Origin of the sequence: Chamaesiphon sp. GL140_3_metabinner_50, from assembly GCF_025361915.1 — a bacterium.
In the GTDB taxonomy this organism is placed as follows: Bacteria; Cyanobacteriota; Cyanobacteriia; order Cyanobacteriales; family Chamaesiphonaceae; genus Chamaesiphon.
Map to the genome: position 1 here is coordinate 1 of NZ_JANYJC010000032.1, position 19,555 is coordinate 19,555.

A 19,555-nucleotide genomic window follows, 5' to 3' on the forward strand; every position below is an offset into this window, starting at 1 on the left:
GTCGAGTTTTAATTGAAGCCTTAACATGACCTCGATCTAGTTAAGAGTGGCGATCGATTGCTAGATCGGGAATGAGATCGTTTTAAATTCAGCAACTCTCATGATGAAGATTGAGATTGATGATGGTGGTTTTTAAAAATAAAACTGTTGTAACCCGCATTCTGCGGTCAACAACCTGAGGGCAATCGATCTACTGAACTAGTGCCGTTTTAAAATGAGAATTGCTGCTTTAAATTTGAGCCAGATCTACATCGACTCGATCTAGCCTAGAATGTCTAAAAAATAGTTTAAGAAATCACCCTGTGTTTACAATTGAGTCGCCCCGTGCCAAAGCTAATCCCATGCCCCAGTCAAATTCTCATGGACTGTTCGATCCGGCTCTGCTTAGGGCTGCCCAAGATATCTATAGTTTCTATTGTCAGGTTAACCCCGATCGCGAACGGCGACGACAGCCAATTGGGGTAGCAATGAATAAATTCAGCTATCGCGGCAAATTAATTTTTAGTAGTTACCCAATTCTGCTTCCCGAAGAGCGGTTTATCTCGGTGGAACAACTAGAATCTGAGTATCATTAGTCGTTGCTACCAGGGATGCAAATAGAGAATCGACGATCCTGGTGGGGAATAATAGATGTAGTTTGTCTAGCTCTGCACCCGCGCAGATTTTTCTCATAGTGAATATTTACGACACGATCGTCCAAGTCATCATCTTTTGGTTGGGTGCAGCGATCGGTAGCTTCCTTAATGTAGTAGTCTACCGCGTTCCGGCTGGCTTATCGGTAATTTGGCCGCCATCCCGATGTCCCAAATGTTTTCACCAGTTAGGGATGGGTGAAAATATTCCGATTTTGGGATGGTTATTTTTACGTGGTAAATGCCGTCATTGTCATACGCCAATTTCGCCCCGTTATCCCATCATTGAAACGATAACTGCCATTATTTTCGTGCTAGTTTACAATCGGTTTGGATTATCATTCCAGACGATCGGGTACTCGCTGCTAATGTGTTGGTTATTGGCACTAACTCTGATCGATCTCGATACGATGACACTACCCAATTCGCTCACTCAATCTGGATTGGTGCTGGGATTGGTTTTTCAAGTAATAGCCGGGTATTTAGATTCTAATCGGGCGATCGCCGGGACGAGAGAATATCTGATTCAAGGTATTCTGGCGATGGTGCTGGGAATTTGGATCTACGATACGATTATGATTCTGGGCACTCTAATGGTAGGTAAACCCGCTCAAGGTGGCGGCGATGCCAAGTTAATGGCGATGATTGGGGCTTGGAGTAGTTGGAAAGTTGTGCTGCTAGCAGGTGGTGTCGCCTCAGCACTAGCATTAGTTGGTTTTGTAGCAGTGGCTGGTTATTCGATGCTCCGAGGAGGTGGAATTAAAGCTGGTGCGAATAAGTTTATGCAGCCACAACCATTAGGGCCATTTATTGCCGCTGGCGGGACGATTGCTTTATTTAGTGGCGATTTATTAATTGAGAGCTATCAACAGTTTATGCGATCGCCAGTTCGCGATGCGGTCACGATTCCATTATTGCTGGTACTGATGGCTTTATTATTTTGGACTCGGAGAATGCGCCTGCGGAGTTCTTGAACCCGTGCAAGTATTCGGAGACATAACCCAAGGTGGGAGAGGGCGGGTTTGTTTGGAAGATAATAGTATGAGAGACTAATTTTTAGCATAAACCCGCCCCTACGGATCTGTATGGGCGGGCTTATGCCATCCAATATCGTTGGCAAAGCCTACCGTAGGTAATCTTACTGTTTAACATCGGACAAACCCGCCCTCCCCACTAGCGGCGGTTTTATTCGGAGGTTCCCTCCGAATAAAAAAACTGACAAGACAAAAGATCTCAAATGGGTTATGTGTATATCAGGCGAGATTTAATATGCTAAAGTTGCTAAAGTCTCGCGTAGATAGCTTTGAATGAGTTCTTCGGGAGTGCGATCTGTGCGTTCGATCGAAGGTAATTGAGCAGCCCAATGTTGAAAACCCGAACTAGCTGAAATCGCTTGCTTGAGGCTAGTCCAAACTGAAGTGTCGTTGGTGGAGTTGTCTGAAGAGATACTCATGTGAAAACTATGCCCAAAAATAGATGATTTTGTGGTGGCTAGAAGCTTTACAACAACTTTTGTCACAATTCCTATCATAACTTAAATTAATCGACTGTCGAACCATTCGATCGGAAAATCCGCTAAACCACTTAAAGCTGGGTACATTAAGAGAATCGCGGTAAAATTTTACAGTGGGCGATCTCATGAGATAATCTGGCAAACCGAGACAGAGCAATAATTAACCGAATTACTAAAATTTCACGATCGCGTTCCTACGAACCTCTCTGATGGAGAATGTTCACACGAGTTCGATCTGGAAAGTTTGGTAAATCGAAGTTGTATTTGCTACTCAAAAGTGGAAAACACGATCGAACACATCTGTCACTATAAATCAGTATCATATGTAGCTATTTTCGATAGACATCGCAATTATTATTTATTAGTATCAAGAGCCAAAGAGGAAAAAAGCTGTGAGTGGAAACGAATCGCGGATGCAAGCAATTTATCAAATTACTAACCGAGAGCCAATGCCCCCCAAGGCAGCCAAACGGTTAGAAGATTTGTGGGCGTGCGATGTCTTTACCTTGGGCAAAATGCAAGAAAGTTTGCCTAAAGATGTCTTTAAATCTGTCAAAAAGACAATTCAAACTGGCGAACCATTAAATATCTCCATCGCTGACTCTGTAGCAGTGGCGATGAAAGACTGGGCGATTTCTAAAGGCGCACTTTATTACGCCCACGTTTTCTACCCGCTTACCAATGCCACTGCTGAAAAGCACGATGGTTTTGTCTCCGTTCAAAGCGACGGCACCGTCATCTCAGAATTTGCAGGCAAACTGCTAGTTCAAGGCGAACCCGATGGTTCTTCCTTCCCCAATGGTGGCATCCGTTCCACCTTTGAAGCACGCGGATATACCGCTTGGGATGTGACTAGCCCTGCTTTCATTATGGAAACCGATAACGGTGCCACCCTCTGCATCCCGACAGTATTTGTCTCTTGGACTGGCGAAGCTCTAGACAAAAAGACACCCCTGTTGCGCTCTAATGCAGCCATGAATAAGGCAGCAACCAGAGTCTTGAAGATTTTAGGTAACACGACCATCGCACCAGTCAACTCTAGCTGTGGTGCCGAGCAAGAATACTTCTTGGTCGATGCTAACTTTGCCAATAGTCGTCCCGACTTATTACTGGCTGGGCGCACCCTATTTGGTAAAGCACCAGCCAAAGGTCAACAATTCGACGACCACTACTTTGGGGCCATTCCAGAGCGCGTACAGGTCTACATGCAAGATGTCGAAGAAAAACTCTACCGACTCGGCATTCCTGCTAAAACTCGCCACAACGAAGTAGCTCCCGGTCAGTTTGAAATCGCCCCTTACCACGAAGCTGCTAACGTTGCGACAGACCACCAACACCTGATTATGACCACGCTTCGCACTACTGCGAAAAAGCATGGCTTCATGTGTCTGCTCCACGAAAAACCTTTTGCAGGCATTAATGGTTCGGGCAAACACGTCAACTGGTCGGTTGGGAATGCGACTCAAGGGAACTTACTAGATCCCGGTGATAATCCCCACTCTAATACTCAATTCTTGGTCTTCTGTGGTGCCATCATTCGCGGTGTCCACACTTATGGCCCCTTACTGCGTGCGGTAATTGCGACTGCTAGTAACGACCATCGCTTGGGTGCCAATGAAGCTCCCCCAGCGATCATTTCGATGTACCTAGGTTCGCAACTGCAAGATGTCTTCGAGCAAATCAAACAAGGTGCGCTCAAAGGATCTACAGCTAAGGGAACGATGAATATTGGGGTCGATACCTTACCAATCTTGCCAAAAGATGCTGGCGATCGCAACCGAACTTCACCCTTTGCTTTTACTGGCAACCGTTTTGAGTTCCGCGCTGTCGGTTCGGGGCAATCTGTCGCTGGGCCATTAGTGGCAATGAATACCATCTTGGCTGACTCCCTCACCTGGATGGCAGATAAACTCGAAGCTGAGACAGCCAAAGGCACCGAGCTGAATGCTGCAATTCAACTCGTCCTTAAAGAAGTCATCGACGACCACGGCGCGATTGTATTCAACGGTAATGGTTACTCCGAAGAATGGCACAAAATGGCAGTCGAAGAACGCGGTTTACGCAACCTGCGGACGACAGCCGATGCCTTGCCCGTCTTAAACGAGCCAGAAATCGTCAAATTATTCGACAGCATGGCGATTTTATCTCCTGTCGAATTAGCCAGTCGGTATGAGACTTACTCCGAACAGTATATTCTATCGATCGAGGTCGAAGCAAAACTCGTAATTAGTATTGCTAAAACTCTGATTTATCCAGCCGCAACTCGTTATCTCACCGATTTGGCAACTACCATTGCCGCACTAAAAGAAATTAGTGTCGATCTCGAAGCCGAAACCGCTCAAAAAGTGGCCCAATTAACTAAATCGATGATGGATTCGGTTAGTAAATTAGCATCGGCTATCGGCAGTCACGATTTTGGTTCGAGCGAAGCACACATGCAATATTTAGTAAAAACAGTACGTCCATTAATGGATGATGTTCGTAAATATGCAGACGGACTCGAAGCCGAAGTCGCAGACGATCTCTGGCCGTTACCTACTTACCAAGAAATGTTATTTATTAAATAACATTTAAGCTTTAATTTATTTACAGATAAGACCGTTCGATGAGAGCGGTCTTTTTTTGTGTTATTTGTAAATCTCTCGTCGATGTCCAATTTCATGAATTGTAATCTGCTGTGATTCCAGATCGAAAGAGTAAATAACACGGTAATCGCCCACTCTTAGCTTAAATAACCCGCTTAAATCTGCACTGAGAGCTTGAGGATTAATATTTTCAAAGTTTTCTGACAACCAGCGAACTTTATTGAGAACGCGCTGTTGGATGGCAGAAGTAAGCAAGCCTAAATTGTTAATTGCTCCCGATGTAAACTCAACTGAATAGCTCATTACCAATTCAATCCAAGCTTTGCTGCTACTTCTGCGGCTGGAGTGCCGCGTTTTCCCGATTGAGTTTGTTGTAATGAGTCGATAAGTTGCTGCTTAATCCGTGGATCGAGCTGCTTACCTTCATCAGGATCGTTGAGTAAAGATTCGATCGTCTCAGAAACAGTTGTTTGAATTAAAAGCTTTAGATCTTCTACAGTCAAATCTTTAACTTGCATAAATTTAGAAGGTTTAGGACTAATTATCTATCTATATTATAACAGTAGCCAGATTGGGCATACTGTCTCAATCGCAAGTATCCTTATCATTCAAAAAATCAGCACGAGCGGCTTGATTCGTCGTTAATAACTCCTGAATCTTCATCCATTCTCTCGACTCGATCGAACCAATGATGTCATCTAATCGATCGCGATACTGATATAAAGATCGCAATAACGCTTCCCGATTGTATTCTGCCATCATCATTCCCATTTCAGGATTACCCGCACCCACCCGGCTGGTATCTTTAAAGCCCGTACTGGCAAACTTTTTCGCAAAATCGAGAATTAACGGATCTTCTTCACCCAAACAAGCACTCATTAAACTGGCACTCACCATCACAGGTAAATGGGAGATCCACGCCACTGCGCGATCGTGCCGATCGGGAGTTGTATGATAGATAACAGCATTGAGCGATCGCACTAACTTATCAACACTGGCAAGGGCTACAGGCGCAGTTTCCGGTGTGGGGGTCAAAACATAAGGTCGATCGGCAAATAGACCCTTCTCAAAGGCAGCTATCCCGCTCTGAGAGTTTCCAGCCATTGGGTGTCCGCCCACAAAATTAGCCCATAATTCAGTCGCTCGATCGACGATGGCTCCTTTAACAGAACCAGCATCGGTAATCATTGTCTGCGGATCGAGATGAGGCAATAATAACTCGATCGTTGGGAGAATTGCCGCAATTGGCGTACAAATAAAAATAATTTCGGTATCGGCTAGACTCGCCAGATCGCAACTTGTTCGATCGCAAATCCCCTCCCGTTCGGCAATTTTACAAGTTTCTTGCTGACGGCTGACACCTATAACCTGATGCCCAAGTTGGCGCAAATCCCATCCTAGCGATGCGCCAATGAGTCCGATCCCTACAATCCCGATCTTCACGGTTGTCTGTTATTGATTACTCGTTCTATTGTGCCATGCCGATGTCAGTCGTTCGCGAAGTGTCTGGCGAAAGAGCATCGCGTTCCCGGCTTTGCCTCTCTCCTGGAGCATTGCCATTCCACTCACTACAGTTCGATCGACTAACTAACGGTAGCTCCAATTTACCTCCGATCTATATCCTTTTCTCCATCTTTTTCCTGTTTTGCACTGCTAGAGATTACTGCGATCGTTACGCATTTGTTACATCTGATACACGTAAGTTCAACGTTGTAGCCCTTTTTGACACTTGTGAAAAAGTTTTTTTGCTACATGTGTTCTTTATCACACTTCGCTGGGAAATATATAAATGTGGTACTAAATCACGTTATCCCTGAATCGGAAATAAATCATGAAAAATTCACTTAAATTTGCGGCTGGTCTAGTTTTAGTTGCTGGTGCTTTAGTTGCTTCTGGCAACGCTGCACAAGCTGGTGAAGGCGGCGCGGCTGGTAGCGTCAGCATTTTGTTTGGCGCACCAGGTTCTACTCCTGCTACTGCTAACGTTGCTCGTTTGTCTAGCTCCGTTGCTGTTGGTAAAGGTTTCTCTGCTGCTACTTCTTTGACTAGCGTAGCCAATCAGACTACTGCTACTTCCGCTGTTGGTTCTGGTGGTGGATTCGTCCTCACCAACGCTAACTCAACTGCTGCTGCTTATGCCACTGTTGCTGAAACTACAGTTGTTACCGATCAAGCAAACACCTTCGCTGGTGGTAGCGCAGCTAGCCTCCGTCCTCTTACTGGCGTAACCCTTCCTTAGGAAGTTGTTGTTAACTACGATCTGCTAAATCGATGGAAACTATCGATTTCGATTGTAGTTGCATTCATTCAAACCTAGTCTCTGTTTAGTTTTTAATCAGATGATGACTAGTCACAAAATAGATCGACCCCGATCTTCTAACTCATTTAGTATTAATCAAGGACAAAATCATGAAAGCTTCGATCGTATTTGCGACTGGTTTAATGTTGGCTGCTGGTATCGTAACTGGTTCCATCAATGCTGCTCACGCGGCTGGTGAAGCTGGTGCTGCTGGTAGTATCTCTGCTGAATTCTCTGCTACTGGTAACAACCTGACTGCTACTGCTGGTGCGGTTGCTGTTGGTAAATCTGGTGCTTTCACTACTTCTCGCGGTAGTGCAGCTAATATTTCTTCCGTTGCTGTTGGTTACGCTGGTTCGTTGGCTGTCACTGGCATTAACGACAGTCAAGCTGCTGTTGGTGTTGGCTACACATTAACTGCTGAGTCTGCTGCCCAACTGCAAGTTGCCCAAGGTAACGCTTTCAATGCTGGTTCCGCACCTAGCCTCAACCTACTTCCCGGTACGACTACTGGTGTTACCATTCCTTAGGCATGGCTGACAAAGGTCAATCCGATTTGGATCGATCTTAACTCAGTGGATCTGGCTCGTAGCTAAAAATACCTTGCCACATCCATAACATTCATCTAGAAGGCGTGAAAAACAATGAAAAATTCGCTTGAATTAGCAATTAGTTTAATATTTCTGACTGGTGCGATGGTGGTATCTGGCTCGATTTTGCGTCAAGATGTCGCTCTCGCTGGTGAATCTGGTGCTGTTGGCAGTATTTCCGCTCAGTTTTCTGCGACAGGTAACAACCTAGTGGCGACTTCTGGTGCGGTTGCTGTCGGTAAATCTGGCGGTGTCACTCTCGCGCGGACTAATCCAAACGATCTGTCTACTGTTGCCGTTGGTAACTCTAGTAGTAACAATAATGGATTTATCTTTGGTAGTTTGCCAGCAGGATTGCCACCAGCAAGTTTAGTTGTTGTGCTTGGGTTTAACGACCAAAATACTACCATCGGAGTTCTAGGCGAGGGTACTGTGGAGCGTGGGACTCCATCAGGTAATACTTTCACTGCGGCACCTACGCTCAATTTACTACCTGGTACGACTACTGGTGTCACTATTCCTTAGTCAGTACAGGTCTTAAATCAATTTTTACTCAATAGATCTGGCTGGTAGTTAACTACTTTGCCAGATCTATAGCAATCCTAAATGAGAATCTAAAACTTTAGTACAAATTCACTATGCTTTAATCTTTGTTCCTCAATGGTTTGAGCTATGAGCAAATGCACTAGTTTGGTAAAAATCAAATAGGATTGCTATATTACCTCCGCTCGGAATGCGGATAAAGATAATGAAAAATTCGCTTGAATTAGCAATTAGGTTAATATTTCTGACTGGTGCGATGGTTGCATCTGGCTCGATCTTGCGTGCAGATGTCGCCCTTGCTGGCGAAGCTGGTGCTGTCGGCAGTATTTCCGCTCAGTTTTCTGCGACAGGTAACAACCTAGCGGCGACTGCTGGTGCGGTTGCTGTTGGTAAATCTGGTGCTTTTACTACCGCTCGGTCTAATCCAACCAATCTTTCTACTGTTGCCGTTAGTAACTCGATCGGTAGCTTATCTATTTTGGGCGTACCTGTACCTACATTTATAGTAACAGGAGTTAACGCTCAAAATGTTACTTATACATCATTAATTGCTGAGAGTACTGCCCAACTAGGAGTTGTCCAAGGGAATACTTTTAATAGTGGTGCTGCACCCACGCTCAATTTACTGCCTGGTACGACTACTGGCGTTAATATTCCTTAGTCGATACAGGTGTAAAATCGATTTTTACTCAATGGATCTGGTTCGTAGTTAACTACTTTACCAGATCTATTACCTCCGCTTGGAATGCGGATAAAGACAATGAAAAGTTTAGTAAAATTGGCAACTAGTTTAATATTTTTGGCTGGTACGATACTTACCTCTGGTTCGCTGGTTCATGCCGACGAAAATCGCGCGGTCGGAATTGTCGCGATTAATTATAGCGGTACGACAATTACTAGTTTGTCTAGTGCGGTTGCTGTTGGTAAAACCTCGGCAGCGGGAACGGCGAGTATTAATGGCTCGGAAACTTCGGCTTCGGCGGTTGCTGGTAGTGGGGTACTGACGGTGACTAATCGTAATAGTACTAGTGTTAGCTATCAGATGGATGGTGAATCGATCGGTAATTTGGGCACTATATCAACAGCACCGCAAGCATCGCAACAGGTACGTGTTGATAATATTGACGGTATTAATAAATCGGTTACTGTGGTGATTCCTTAACTAATTTCGATCGATCGACTCAATTTAAAGAATCGATGGATGCGGATGAGATCGCACTCGTAAACCCTAGCGGATCCCCCCTAGCCCCCCTTAAAAAAGGGAGAACTGGATCCGGAAGTCCCCCTTTTTAAGGGGAATTTAGCGGCGGTTTTATTCTGGGGAAACCCCAGAATAAAAAACCGACAAGACAGGGGGATACACACCAACTAAGCTTATTAAAAATAACCGATCGATTCATCCGCTCGAACTCAATAGAACTTTTAAAAATCGAATTAATTAAGTCTGTGACCGAGGGCGAACTTTCACAACTTTGACTCGATCGACATTGACAGTCGATCGATCTAATTTTTAATGCGGTCGATTGCTGAAACATCCAAATCTCTGTTTATCTCAACTATTAATTATATATACAAATTCGATCGGTTGGGGTAATTGAATCAAACAATTTAATCGTGCAACTGCTATGCTAAAACTCCTGGTGCTTCCTCAAAATCTAACATCCGATAACTCGATCGGCAAACTTCTATGGCGATCGCTACGAGCAGCCACAATCGCCGACAATCGGACTGTTTTTGGTGTTTGGTTAATTATTTTAACTAGTTATTTTTTATTAGATTTGGGGAGTCGATCGGCAGTAGCTAATCCAGTCTCAGGAAATGTTGAGAATAAAGAGCAGATCGGGCAGTCGCAGCCAAGTTTTGTCGCAAGTAAACCGGATCTAACTAACGAGCGGTGTTTGCTCGATCGAGATGTCAATCTCGATTTTTTAGCAACACCAACACCTAATAGATTGGCAAAGAAATCGCCAGCACCGTATGAATTCGATCGACCCAGTAGCACTAATGCCGATAATATTGCCCTAGCAGAATCGATCGATTGGTTGAAAGTTATGGAAATTACCGATCCCAGACAGTTACAAATGCTCAAGCCAGGGGACTTATTTACACTCCCCACCTTGTTGCCCCGGACGGTGCCCCCAGTGCCTACCGATCGCCCTTTTATCGCGCCAGCTACCCCAACTGTCAGCCCCGTCGTACCCCCAGAAACTCGTAATCCGATTTTATTGCCCAAAGGCACGCCAGCAGTAGCTCCAAAGCCCGATCCGCGATTTCTCATCGCACCGCGCCAGCTTAACCTCAACCAATTAAATCCCGCTTTTACTCAAATCGTGGTTAACGATGTCGTCGTCAACCATCGGACTCAATCCGAAGTTACTGGCGGCATTGAAACAGGCGATCGGCGTACTACAGATATCGGGCTAAATGCCACCGGATTATATAGTCCCAAAGTCGAAGAAAGCGTCTCCGATAAACGCGTCTATCGGATCGACTATCGGAGTACCTACGCTCAAGTGCGGACATTGCGCCAGCAAAGAGAAATTAAAACAACCACGATTACCCCAGAAACTCTATTTGGGATGCGCCAACAGATTTCATTTACAGGCGATTGTCTGCCAGGAATTGGGACTGGTGCGGTATCTGCCACGGGTGGAAAACTAATTTGTAGTTATCTCCCCGGACTCAAAACCGATGAATCCAGCATCGACCAGCAAAGACTGATTCCAACTCGCATCCCCACTACAGGATCGTTTGGAGAGGTTGTCACCCCCGAATCGCTAGCAGCAATGAAAGAGCCAGGATTTCAAAGCGGTGCCAACGGACAACAGGTAGGTTTAGATCTCTACTTCCCCCGCATCGGTGCTCAACCTGGTAACAGCTTTGCGACAGATAGTAAATTCGATCGATTTGAATCGAATAACACCGTCCCGATGGCATCTGTCGGACGCATCCATCAGGTAATTGTTGCTAATGGTAAAGATACCGCGATCGCCAGAACGGTGCGCGGTTTTAATTATGTTTATGGAGATGTAAATACAGGCTGGATGGCGGGAATTCAAGCCGCTACCGAGTTGTTACCCGATTTCGAGCCAGTCATTCCCAATGGTAAAAAGGGCGGCTCAACGGCAGTCGATCGTAATTTACTACTTGCCGCGAGTAATAATCGCACACCCGATAATAGTTTCACGGCTTATGCTAGCGGTGTCGGTCGGGGAATTACGCCGATTGGCAACCAAAATAACACCGCTAATTATCATGGCATTTGGGTGGGGTTTTCGCCAGTTGTCGATCGTCAAGTTGTCTCAGTCGGGCCAGTCTACAAAGTTCTCGGCCCCGAACGGATTGTCTTATTCGCAGGCGGCGAAGGTGGTGCCAACAGTAATGCTAGTGTTACTGCTTTAGTCAATCAAAGTGCTTTTGATTCATCTGCTATTACGAACGGCTACGTGCAAACATATATTACTAGATACGAGCGCGAGGTAGATACAATCTCTAGCACCACTATCCGCGAACGGACTAATTATTATCCTCACCTGAGTGCGACTGGAAATATTACCACTCAAGATTCGGTGTTGCGGTACTATACGGGTGCGATTATCAATCCTAATAGTAATAGTACCAACATCGCGAGTAAGGCGTATGTAGGTGTCGATTTTACCAAAGTTGAAGGCAGTGGATTGACTTATAATCTTGGCGCGATCGGTTATCTGAACCCCGATACCGAGTACTATAGCAAACTGACGGGGACGCTCTCTAAACAGGTTAATTTAGGTAGAAATCCTGCTTATAATCTCAACCTTTCGGCTGGGGTTAACTATGCGATCGATGGTACCAAAATTTTCGATGCCGTTAGCTTTCGCTCCGCTAATAGTTATGTTAACGTCGGTGCTAGACTCGGACTCGGTGATGTATCTTTAGGTACGACTTATTATCAAGCGACGGGGATGCCCAATTCGATCGGTAATCTATTATCGACCAATTTATCTTGGAAAATTAGCGATGGACTCGCGATTTCGGGTTACTTTACACCAATTAATGATAATATTGCCCGATCGCCTTTCGGTGCCAGTGCAAGTATCCGGTTAGGTGGTAGCATTTATAGTCCCACACTCTCGCTCGGCTGGAATCGCAATCAAACCGATCTCGGTGTAAATGCCAACAATGTGCGATCGGGTGTTGCCGATAATGTTTTCTCGGTGTTTCTCCGCTTCGATGCGCCACCAAATATCTTCAAGTAATCACGCAAGTTGCTAGTTATAACCAAGGTTAAAGATTTGGGTTTTAGGTATTGGATCTTGGGTATTAGCGATCGGATCGAACCTAATAGCTAAAACCTAACACCCATCCCACTAACAACCCATAACTAGAAACTTGGGTTAATCTGAAAATTATTTAGCTTTATTCTCTAAATTAAAGAACATCTTAACTACTGGTAAAATGGTTGAGTCGAGTATCAATCCCCATCATTGAAAGTTTCAATCGGTCAATCCCCAATCCTCAATCCCCAATACCCAATCCCAACGATCAGACCGATCGGCATCGACCTGTTTGCGGGTGCTGGCGGGATGTCGCTGGGTTTCGAGCAAGCTGGATTCGATATTGTCGCCGCCGTAGAAATCGATCCGATTCATTGTGCGACGCATGAATATAATTTTCCCGATACTACGACAATTTGTGCCAGCGTTACCGATCTCACCGGGACTGAAATCCGCCGCCGTGCTAAATTAGGCACCAGAGATATCGATGTGGTGATGGGTGGTGCGCCTTGTCAGGGTTTTTCGCTAATGGGCAAACGGATGTTTGACGATCCGCGCAATCAGTTAGTATTTCATTACGTACGAATTGTTAAAGAGTTAAACCCTAAATACTGCGTCTTTGAAAATGTTAAAGGCTTGACGCTCGGACAACACGCACAGTTTTTAGAAGAATTAATTGCCGCATTAGGGGAAGCTGGTTATGAGGTGTTGATGCCATATAAAGTTCTTAATGCTGCCGATTATGGCGTACCGCAAGATCGAAAGCGGTTATTTTTAGTCGGTACCCGCCGGGGTGAAAAGTCTCCTCATTATCCACAGCCGCAGCGAGAGCGGATTACAGTTGGGCAGGCAATTAGCGATTTGCCAAATTCAGACAGTTTTGAAGCATTATGGGCGATCGATTCGGTCGCGGTAAAATGGGAGACAACCAGCACGTATGCGCGTAAATTACGCGGGTTAGAGCCAGATCTCGACGATTATAGTTACCCTCGCACCTTCGATCCGCACCTGCTCACCTGTAGTATCAGAACCCAGCATACTCCGGCTTCGATCGCTCGGTTCGAGGCAACAGTACCGGGCAAAACCGAGAAAATCAGCCACTTTCGCAGACTCGATCCGCAGGGGCTTTGTAATACGCTCCGAGCGGGCACCGATAGCGCGCGGGGGGCGCATACATCGCCCCGTCCGATCCACCCTACGTTACCACGAGTAATCACCGTCAGAGAGGCAGCAAGATTGCATTCTTACCCCGATTGGTTCCAGTTGCATGGGACAAAATGGCATGGCTGTCGTCAAATTGGGAATAGCGTACCGCCACTATTAGCGCGTGCTTTGGCTGGCGAACTTTTGAAAGCACAAGGACTCCAACCCTCAAAACCGCTAAAAATTATCGATCGCGGTGAAGATCGACTGTTATCTTTTGATATGACTCATGCTGCGAGATATTTTAAAGTTCCACTTCACACGATCGCGCAACGATCGCGCAAAATACCGATAGAGCCCATTTGAGATCTTCTGGTAGCGAATTTCACCATCTACCAATCCCATTAATCGATCGAATCGAATATCCATATCTATCGCACGATTCCTCCTCAAGAGATCTCAAATGGAGGCAAGATGCAAGTTATCCCACCTCAGTAGCCGCAGATTTGGGCATTAAGCGATCGATTCCTTGCCCGACGACAGTTTGCAAGTAAGCGACCCTTTGGTTGGCTTGGAAGACATTCTGGAGGGTATTGCCGAGCAAATCGAGGTTCCACTCGCGGGCTGGTTCGGGTGCAACGAGATCTTGGGCTGCGAAGTATTCGACTAGAGTCAAAGCAGCGATTCGAGTCAGGTAAGCAGCACTCAAACCTTGTACCAATCCGCCAGCGACAAAGGTAACCGCATTAGTTTTGAGCAAGCCGCTGACTGCTTGAGTACATACCTCGACTAGTCCTAATTTCAGCATGACGGTACCCATCGCACCAGCAGCAGCTTGCGCCTGTTGCATGGAGAATTTTTGCTGATAGATGGCACCTAAATCGACCACCATTTGAGCGTTAACCGCAGCCGTAGCTAGTAAATCTAGGGCGGGAACGGGGTTGGCAAAAGCCGCAGCACCGACAATCCACTGATTTTGCTCGATGAGCGGTAAGGCGCGATTGTATCGGGTGGTATTGAGGGCAGTTTTGGCTGTGGTTTGAACACCAACGATTTGACGGTAAGTATTACCCCAGACGAGTTGTTCGCCTTCGGTAGCTAAGATGTGTGCCAATTGCCGATCGAGACTGCTAATATCGACAGGTGGTGTTTCTAATGTATCGCTAGATGTGCCGTCTGCTTTAATTTTACGGACTTTAATTGGCGTGGGTGCGGTACTTGTTGCGACAACATCGGCAGCTTTGAGGGTACCACTAACGATCGATTGGAGTTGATGAATAATTTGGCTGCGTTCTTCTGGTAAGTACCGATCGGATCGATCGAATACTAGCATGACTCGCTGATGTGCTTGGTGGAGGGCGGTGAGATGCTTGTATTCGGTAGCTGTGAGATCGCCGTTAGTCACAAATAGCACTAAATCTGCTTCTAGGGCGATGCGTGCGGCGGTAGCACTTTCGCCATTGACAGTAAATAATGCTGGCGTTTCGATGTATTTAAGCGGCGTGGCGCAGACGACTGGTTCGGTGGTGAGTTGCTGCATCAGGCTGCTTTTACCCACTTTTTGACCGCCAGTAATCGCAATCTGACGCTCAGGTCGAGTTAAATTGGTCGTAGCTCGAATTAACTGCTGCTTGAATAGTTCGATCTGTGGATTCTCAGGACTTTCGATCGTCAGTTGACCGATGACTAATTCTACTTGATTCAACAGTCGATCGAGCGTCGCCCGATCGAGATCGATTTTAGCGGCTGGTGCTTGCACTCCATTTCCGCGCTGAGTATACCACCAGTAGCCGCCACCTGCGGCGATCGTGCCCAATGTCAACACATTACCAACACCAGAAAGGCTGTGTGCGACACTATCCAAACCCCACAAACCCAAAGTTACCCCAATCCCACCAATTAAAAGTGGACGCTGCAATCTTACCGTCATAAATGCCCCGTCAATTTTATGCTAAATAGTCACAATCCTTATCTTCTAGACTACCCGATTTGAACTCACTCGATCGGGCGGAATTCCGATCGTTACGTAAGTTAAAGATGGGAGCGGGGAGATGGGAGATGGGAGAGAGGAGTAAGAAGTAAGGAGTAAGAAGTGTAATTATTGAAAATCTGGAACGCAGTTCCAGCAACTAAAGCCTACAACCTAAAGCCTAAAACCTAAAACCTAAATCTTCTCTCTGGCTAATTCGATCGTAATTTTACCGCCAAAATCGGGAATTGGTGCCCCTGGCTTGTGTAACTTTAGCTCGACTCGCTGCACCATGTCGTAAGCTAGAACGGTAGTCACGATCGTCTCGGCTAGTTTTTCGACTAGGGCATATTTGGCGGTAGAAATTATTTCCTTAACAGCCGAAATTATACTCCGGTAGTCTAGTGTATCTTCGATCCGATCGCTTTGACCCGCAGGAGCCAGATCGAGCCAGAGGCGGAGATCGACTTCAAACCATTGTCCGAGAATTTGCTCCTCCGGCAAGTATCCGGTGTAACCGTAGCACCGAATTCCTGTTAATTGAATTACATCCATAAGTCCATAAATTAGTCAGTATTACAAAATGCACATCAGAATAAACCCTTACAGTTCGCAAGGGTTAATGATGACGATAGTGGTTATTAATCGGTAACCCGTGCCTACTTAATTCCCGTCCAATTGCCCTGATTGAGTTCGTTCCAAACTTCATCGATAAGCATCCCGGAATTACCACCGCTACCGAGATCGTGAAGATCGATCGAGTCATCGATCCCGTCCAACATGCTATCCTGCTCGAAACCGAAGATGTCGCGTTCGGAGAAATCTAGGCTGACATCGGTCAGATCTAGCTCCATCATGCCATTTGGAGCTGCAACCCCTCGATCTCTATTGGCGAGACCGAAGTCAAACGTAATCTCTTCTAAACCGCCACTAGGGGAAGGACTGCCCTCACTGTGATGTTCTTCGAGTTCTAGTGTCGTATCGGCCAAATGTGGAATTAGCGGTTCGCTAACTGCTGGGTGTAAATCGGGAGTAGCCACGGCGGCTGTAGCTGCAACGGTGCCGATAGCAGCCATTCCCGCCAGGGGTATTGTTACCGATTTCAGATCGGGGACGATCGCGCTTTCGACTGGGGTAGGATTAACATTGACAGTATTGTCGTGATGAAAACCTGAATTAGTCGCTGAAATGCTAGATGGTGGTGGCGGTGGTTGCGAAATTGCTTGTCCCAATTGATTCGGCATTACACCAGTAGCTGTATGGCTGCTGGTAGCGACTTGCGCGGGGAGTGGCTCGTCGTCGGGACAAAATTCTAAACATAGCCTAATTCGACCCTTCTGCCAGCCTTTAGACCCAAATCTCAGGGCTTCACATTCAAGACCTTCTGGTGTAAACCAGCCATTATTTTCTTCAGTCCAATTGGCAATCGCCTGTTTGAGATGACTGGCAATTGCGTCATTCAATTCGCCGACCCTAAAGGTGCGATGACCGCTCAACACCAATGTATCGTGCTGGACGGAGATAACTTCGCCACTTTCTAAAGACTCAAATCGATCGTTCATAATAATCTCCACATGACTGCGATGAGTATATATTCGAGCTAGCTAACGATCGGAGTTTACCCCGATCGCTAACATAATATTACATAAACCACCCATAACTATGTAATCCTTTACCCAGTAGGTTAACCCCCAGGTAACAAATCCAGACGACGGCGAAGCCAACTGTGGCGAGAATGGCGGGTTTGCGCCCTTGCCAGCCTTTAGTAATCCGCGAATGCAGGTAAGCTGCAAATACCAACCACAAAATTAACGCCCAAGTTTCTTTCGGATCCCATGTCCAGTAAGAACCCCATGCTTCATTCGCCCACACGCCACCAGCAATAATCCCAATTGTTAAGAGCGGAAATCCCAAACCGATAATTCGGTAGCTAATATTATCTAGCGTATCTGCCAAACTCAAGCGTTGTGGCGTTAATGCGGCTGTTGCTGCCATTGTCGGTAATTCTAGTACTGCCGTCTGTCCCAAATCGCTCGTGCCGATTGACAGCGGTGCGGCATTATCTAGAGCTAAATTTTGAGTACCTAAACTGCTAGTCAAGCGATAACCGCTCCCGCCAAACGAACTTCCCCGCAGCTCGATTTCTTGTCCGCGCGTGACGAACAAAAATGCGATCGCCAGTACAGATCCGACTAATAATGTGGCATACGATAGCATCATGACACTAACGTGCATCATCAGCCAGTTAGATTTTAAAGCCGGAACCAGCGGTGCGGATGCCTGCATGTCGTCGGGTAATTTGAGTGCGGCAAAGGCAGTAATTAACATCGCAACAGGTGCCGTCACAACGCCCACCAAGGCACTCCGACTGATGGATTCGGCAAATAGGTGCATTGCCGTTACTCCCCAAGCTAAGAAGAATAGCGACTCGTATAAGTTACTGAGTGGGAAATAGCCAGCTTCGATCCATCTAGCACCTAATAATGTTGCCATACATAGATTGGCGATCGCCATCCCGGTAGTGCCCAGGTTTGGTAAAAATGGAATTTTAGGGAAAGCCGCACCGATCCAATAAATTAACATCGTCGCGAATAGGATACCGAAGGATAGGTTATCCAGTTGATTCTGAAGTGAAATTAAGTTCATGTTTTAAAGGTTTCTGATAATTGAGTTGGGAGCGGGGAGCGGGGAGATGGGAGATGGGGGAACGGGGAGACTGGGGGAACGGGGAGACTGGGGGACGGGGAGACGGGGAGACGGGGAGACTGGGGGACAGATAAATTTTTAATCCGAAATCTTTCTTACTTCTTACTTCTTACTCCTTACTCCTTACTCCTTACTCCCCGCTCCCATCTCCCATCTCCCTAATCCCAATCCGGAATCACCCACTGAGGGGGAGCGGACATTTTCTTGCGTCTGGCTTCCTCAGCCATTTCGTGCATTTTGTCTAAAGAAGTTTCATTAATAAATTTAGAAGCTGACTCGATATGAGCCTGATTTTGACACCGATCGGGGCGAATACAGCCGTCGAGACAAACTTCATTACAATTAATCTGAATAGTTTCCACGATTTAACTAAAAAAATATTTACACCTCTGAGCTATTTTAGCCCAACTAGATTGGGGAGTGGGGGAGAGGTAACCACTTGCAAATAAAAAATCAGGAACTAGCGGTGAGTGCTAATTCCTGATGGGTAGTTAGGTGAGATTAAGTTGCCACGAGATTAACGTTTGTCACGAAACCCTGATAACCAATCCCGGAGTTGTTCGGCGGCGACATCGCGACCGCCCAAACCGAACGAAATTGCGATCGCAACCGCAACTGCGCCAAGTAATAGACCGAAAGCCAAGTTGACGATACTTGCAGCAATCCCCATCTGTTGCAATGCCATTGCACTGACAAAGACAATAATTGCCAAGCGAGCGACCTGTCCGAGGACTCGTGATTGGTGGGTACCATCGCTACTGACGACTCTGTGTGCCAGATTAGCCAAATATAGCCCGATCGCAAATACCAATACTCCAGAGAGCACTTGCCCAGAGATTAGCAGCAGTCCGTTGACTAGTTGACTCAGTTCGGGAATGCCCAATACGCCAGTAGCCATGACAGCAGCAACTAGCATGACACCGACTCGCGCCACGATTCCAGCTACCTCAGACGGTGTTTGTTTCTTGGTGCTAGGTACGATCGTGCCACGAGTAGTGGGGATGCCTGGTGGGGTGGGGGTACTATCGGTGGTTGAGTCGTGGAGGGAGTTGAGTCCCAGGGTGCGGAAAATATTGTTAAAACCCAACCCATTGAGTAATTCAGTGACGAGATCGCCAATAAACTGGCTAACTACGTAGGCAACTATCAAAATTCCAGCGGCTGCCAGAATTTGCGGAATGGTCTCCGATACTCGTTGGAGCATGAGAGTTGCAGGGCCAGAAATTGAGGGAATCCCCAGTGCATCTAACGCCGCAACCGCAGTTGGAATCAAGACCATTACGTAAACGATCGTGCCTAACAATCCGGAGAGCGATTGC

20 protein-coding genes are annotated in these 19,555 nt (G+C 46.4%); 10 read left to right on the forward strand and 10 right to left on the reverse strand.

Annotated elements, in window-relative coordinates; translation table 11 throughout:
* The first annotated feature begins 302 nt into the window (after positions 1 to 302).
* Together Q0R35_RS01405 and Q0R35_RS01410 are read left to right on the forward strand one after the other, a co-directional pair.
* Positions 303 to 575 (forward strand): hypothetical protein, encoded by a 273-nt coding sequence (locus Q0R35_RS01405; RefSeq protein ID WP_295613724.1) that lies wholly within the window; start codon positions 303 to 305, stop codon positions 573 to 575.
* 62 nt (positions 576 to 637) lie between these two features.
* The gene (locus tag Q0R35_RS01410; RefSeq protein WP_295613726.1) at positions 638 to 1,606 is read left to right on the forward strand and encodes an A24 family peptidase; all 969 of its coding nucleotides are present in this window, start codon (positions 638 to 640) and stop codon (positions 1,604 to 1,606) included.
* 290 nt (positions 1,607 to 1,896) lie between these two features.
* On the opposite strand, the gene Q0R35_RS01415 is transcribed toward Q0R35_RS01410, so the two are convergent.
* Positions 1,897 to 2,085, reverse strand: coding sequence for a hypothetical protein (locus Q0R35_RS01415; RefSeq protein ID WP_295613728.1), 189 nt, complete (start codon positions 2,083 to 2,085; stop codon positions 1,897 to 1,899).
* 452 nt (positions 2,086 to 2,537) lie between these two features.
* On the opposite strand from Q0R35_RS01415, the gene Q0R35_RS01420 reads away from it, so the two are divergent.
* Positions 2,538 to 4,712: a glutamine synthetase III gene (locus tag Q0R35_RS01420; protein WP_295613730.1), complete on the forward strand. Its 2,175-nt coding sequence runs from the start codon at positions 2,538 to 2,540 to the stop codon at positions 4,710 to 4,712.
* 60 nt (positions 4,713 to 4,772) lie between these two features.
* Here the strand turns inward: Q0R35_RS01420 and Q0R35_RS01425 are convergent, their stop codons facing one another.
* The 3 genes from Q0R35_RS01425 to Q0R35_RS01435 all read right to left on the reverse strand — a co-directional run bounded on the left by Q0R35_RS01425 (position 4,773) and on the right by Q0R35_RS01435 (position 6,173).
* Positions 4,773 to 5,033, reverse strand: a complete 261-nt coding sequence (locus Q0R35_RS01425) for a type II toxin-antitoxin system RelE/ParE family toxin (protein ID WP_295613732.1) — start codon at positions 5,031 to 5,033, stop codon at positions 4,773 to 4,775.
* On the reverse strand, positions 5,033 to 5,248 hold the full coding sequence (locus Q0R35_RS01430; protein WP_295613734.1) for a hypothetical protein: 216 nt from the start codon (positions 5,246 to 5,248) through the stop codon (positions 5,033 to 5,035). The genes Q0R35_RS01425 and Q0R35_RS01430 overlap by 1 nt, the downstream gene beginning before the upstream one ends.
* 67 nt (positions 5,249 to 5,315) lie before the next feature.
* Positions 5,316 to 6,173, reverse strand: a complete 858-nt coding sequence (locus tag Q0R35_RS01435; RefSeq protein WP_295613736.1) for a prephenate/arogenate dehydrogenase — start codon at positions 6,171 to 6,173, stop codon at positions 5,316 to 5,318.
* 388 nt (positions 6,174 to 6,561) lie between these two features.
* Between Q0R35_RS01435 and Q0R35_RS01440 the strand changes: the two genes are divergently transcribed.
* From Q0R35_RS01440 to Q0R35_RS01470, 7 genes are all read left to right on the forward strand, one after another.
* Positions 6,562 to 6,969: a hypothetical protein gene (locus tag Q0R35_RS01440; protein WP_295613738.1), complete on the forward strand. Its 408-nt coding sequence runs from the start codon at positions 6,562 to 6,564 to the stop codon at positions 6,967 to 6,969.
* A gap of 170 nt (positions 6,970 to 7,139) precedes the next feature.
* Entirely contained in the window at positions 7,140 to 7,559 is a 420-nt protein-coding gene (locus Q0R35_RS01445) for a hypothetical protein (protein WP_295613740.1), read from the forward strand.
* A gap of 114 nt (positions 7,560 to 7,673) precedes the next feature.
* The gene (locus tag Q0R35_RS01450; RefSeq protein ID WP_295613742.1) at positions 7,674 to 8,144 is read left to right on the forward strand and encodes a hypothetical protein; all 471 of its coding nucleotides are present in this window, start codon (positions 7,674 to 7,676) and stop codon (positions 8,142 to 8,144) included.
* Positions 8,145 to 8,367: 223 nt separating this feature from the next.
* Positions 8,368 to 8,823, forward strand: coding sequence for a hypothetical protein (locus Q0R35_RS01455; RefSeq protein WP_295613744.1), 456 nt, complete (start codon positions 8,368 to 8,370; stop codon positions 8,821 to 8,823).
* A gap of 99 nt (positions 8,824 to 8,922) precedes the next feature.
* Positions 8,923 to 9,324 (forward strand): hypothetical protein, encoded by a 402-nt coding sequence (locus Q0R35_RS01460; RefSeq protein WP_295613746.1) that lies wholly within the window; start codon positions 8,923 to 8,925, stop codon positions 9,322 to 9,324.
* Positions 9,325 to 9,787: 463 nt separating this feature from the next.
* The gene (locus Q0R35_RS01465; RefSeq protein WP_295613748.1) at positions 9,788 to 12,400 is read left to right on the forward strand and encodes a hypothetical protein; all 2,613 of its coding nucleotides are present in this window, start codon (positions 9,788 to 9,790) and stop codon (positions 12,398 to 12,400) included.
* A 228-nt stretch (positions 12,401 to 12,628) separates the two neighbouring features.
* Positions 12,629 to 13,927 (forward strand): DNA cytosine methyltransferase, encoded by a 1,299-nt coding sequence (locus Q0R35_RS01470; protein WP_295613750.1) that lies wholly within the window; start codon positions 12,629 to 12,631, stop codon positions 13,925 to 13,927.
* 115 nt (positions 13,928 to 14,042) lie between these two features.
* Here Q0R35_RS01470 and Q0R35_RS01475 read toward each other — a convergent pair whose 3' ends face one another.
* The 6 genes from Q0R35_RS01475 to Q0R35_RS01500 all read right to left on the reverse strand — a co-directional run.
* Complete coding sequence (locus Q0R35_RS01475; protein ID WP_295613752.1) at positions 14,043 to 15,491, reverse strand: YcjF family protein; 1,449 nt, start codon at positions 15,489 to 15,491, stop codon at positions 14,043 to 14,045.
* Between the two features lie 234 nt (positions 15,492 to 15,725).
* Positions 15,726 to 16,085, reverse strand: coding sequence for a dihydroneopterin aldolase (gene folB, locus Q0R35_RS01480; RefSeq protein WP_295613754.1), 360 nt, complete (start codon positions 16,083 to 16,085; stop codon positions 15,726 to 15,728).
* Between the two features lie 104 nt (positions 16,086 to 16,189).
* Positions 16,190 to 17,092 (reverse strand): KGK domain-containing protein, encoded by a 903-nt coding sequence (locus tag Q0R35_RS01485; RefSeq protein ID WP_295613756.1) that lies wholly within the window; start codon positions 17,090 to 17,092, stop codon positions 16,190 to 16,192.
* 79 nt (positions 17,093 to 17,171) lie between these two features.
* The gene (ccsB, locus tag Q0R35_RS01490) at positions 17,172 to 18,176 is read right to left on the reverse strand and encodes a c-type cytochrome biogenesis protein CcsB (protein ID WP_295613758.1); all 1,005 of its coding nucleotides are present in this window, start codon (positions 18,174 to 18,176) and stop codon (positions 17,172 to 17,174) included.
* Between the two features lie 218 nt (positions 18,177 to 18,394).
* On the reverse strand, positions 18,395 to 18,598 hold the full coding sequence (locus Q0R35_RS01495; protein ID WP_295613760.1) for a hypothetical protein: 204 nt from the start codon (positions 18,596 to 18,598) through the stop codon (positions 18,395 to 18,397).
* Between the two features lie 155 nt (positions 18,599 to 18,753).
* On the reverse strand, positions 18,754 to 19,555 hold an 802-nt coding region (locus tag Q0R35_RS01500; protein WP_295613762.1), incomplete at its 5' end, for a mechanosensitive ion channel.